This window comes from Pseudoalteromonas sp. S4492 (genome assembly GCF_005886115.1).
Taxonomy (GTDB): Bacteria; Pseudomonadota; Gammaproteobacteria; order Enterobacterales; family Alteromonadaceae; genus Pseudoalteromonas; species Pseudoalteromonas gelatinilytica.
Window position 1 is genome coordinate 1 of record NZ_PNCP01000110.1, and the last position, 1,725, is coordinate 1,725.

Annotated in this window: 1 protein-coding gene; it reads right to left on the reverse strand. The window is 42.4% G+C overall.

The features are described 5' to 3' along the window. Window positions 1-139: 139 nt before the first annotated feature. Window positions 140-1,372 carry an NRAMP family divalent metal transporter gene (locus tag CWC28_RS20975; protein WP_138625724.1) on the reverse strand — a complete coding sequence of 411 codons (1,233 nt, stop codon included), beginning with the start codon at window positions 1,370-1,372 and terminating at the stop codon, window positions 140-142. Window positions 1,373-1,725 lie beyond the last annotated feature (353 nt).

Sequence of the window (1,725 nt, forward strand, 5' to 3'; positions counted from 1 at the left end):
AGAAAGTTAGAAAGTTAGAAACTCTAAAATACCTAGTATCTAAGTCAAGCAGCTCGACAACTTTACTCTTTCCCCTAGTAACTCGCTAACTGTCAATCTGACAGCTCTAACTTTACTCTTTCCCCTTGTAACTCGCTAACTAAGCGAGTTTCCAAACCAAAAACACTAGCGCAAAGCCCACTAAATAAACCAATCCTAGCCAGCTTAGGGTGCGTAATAAAGGTGAGTGATGAATGCTGGGTTCTGAGCGCACTAAACTAAAGTTCAGCCACGCAAATACAGGAGTGGTTACAAAAGCGAGGGTCATAGCAAAAGTAAGCATTGGGCCAAGGGCTGATTTAAAGAATAAAATCACTGCCATGCCAGCAAATGCTTGTAGTAATAACCACATATTTAAACTGTGTTTAGATTGTTTAATCGGTAGCAGTTTATGTGACTCATTTAATGTTCTGGCGTAGCCATCAAGCACTGTTAGCGTGGTGCCAAACATACATAAAAAAGCGATTCCTGAAACCAGTGGCCTTGCCCACTCGCCCATGGTAAGAGCATACATATCAATTAATTGCTTTGCAAAGGCAACGCCACCTAATTGCACTGCTTGTGCTTGGCCATATTGCACTAACACTCCTAATGAAAAAAACACTAACGCAAGTGCTGCGGTAAGCCAGTAGCCCAAATTAAAATCAAACAAGCCTTGTTGCTTTGTCACGACTTGTTGATGCTGCTTTTCTTTTAGCCACAGTGAGCTAATTGCTGATATTTCGATAGGCGCAGGCATCCAGCCCATGAGCGCGACCATAAAGCCAAGCATAGCAAGTTCATACGGCGACGGGCCCACATAGTCAACAGGCGCCATCGGGCCATTATTAATAGCAACAACAAGCGCAGCTAAAGTGGTAACCGTTAGCAGCCCCATAATGAGCTTTGAAACATTATCGAGCGCCTTAAAGTGCCCTAATAATAAAATGAGCAAACACACAGCCAAAATCAGCCAACATAATAAGGTTACAGAAATTGTGATAGGCAATGCGTAGTGCAGCAGGCTGGCCGTTAATAATAAAACCCCCGCAGTATTTACTACCGCGGCGACAATATTGAGCGCAATAAAACTATAGAAATACCCCGGCCCTTTTTGCTTGTAGCCCTCAACTAAACTTTGTTTGGTCGCAAGGGTGTACTCCATACCGAATCGAAAGAATGGATACTTCAATACGTTTACTACTATGATCAGCCAAAATAGCTGCCAGCCGAATAACGACCCGGCTTGTGTTGACGCCACTAAATGTGAACCACCTATGGCGGCTGTGGCCATTAAAATTCCCGGCCCTAATGCATTTAATTTAGATTGCCAATTTGATACTGCTGATTGCATATGCTTTGTGTGTTTTATTCTTAGTAACAAGCAACTTACAGCGTTTTAGGTGAGATTGGAAGCAGAGCAAGTTAGCAAGTTAGCAAGTTAGCAAGTTAGCAAGTTAGCAAGTTAGCAAGTTAGCAAGTTAGCAACACTAGACTGCCTACCACTTGTGTCAAACCGTTGTTTTTAAAATCTGACTTCTAACGACTGATATCTGATATCTCCATGTTTGTTCGGCGTTAAAACGCCTCCTACGTCTCGTATCTCGCAAACTTTCCCCTTTACTCTTTCTAACTCATTAACTTTACTCTTTCCCCTAGCAACTAGCTAACTTTTGGAACTTCAATCTGACTGATCTGACTCCATAA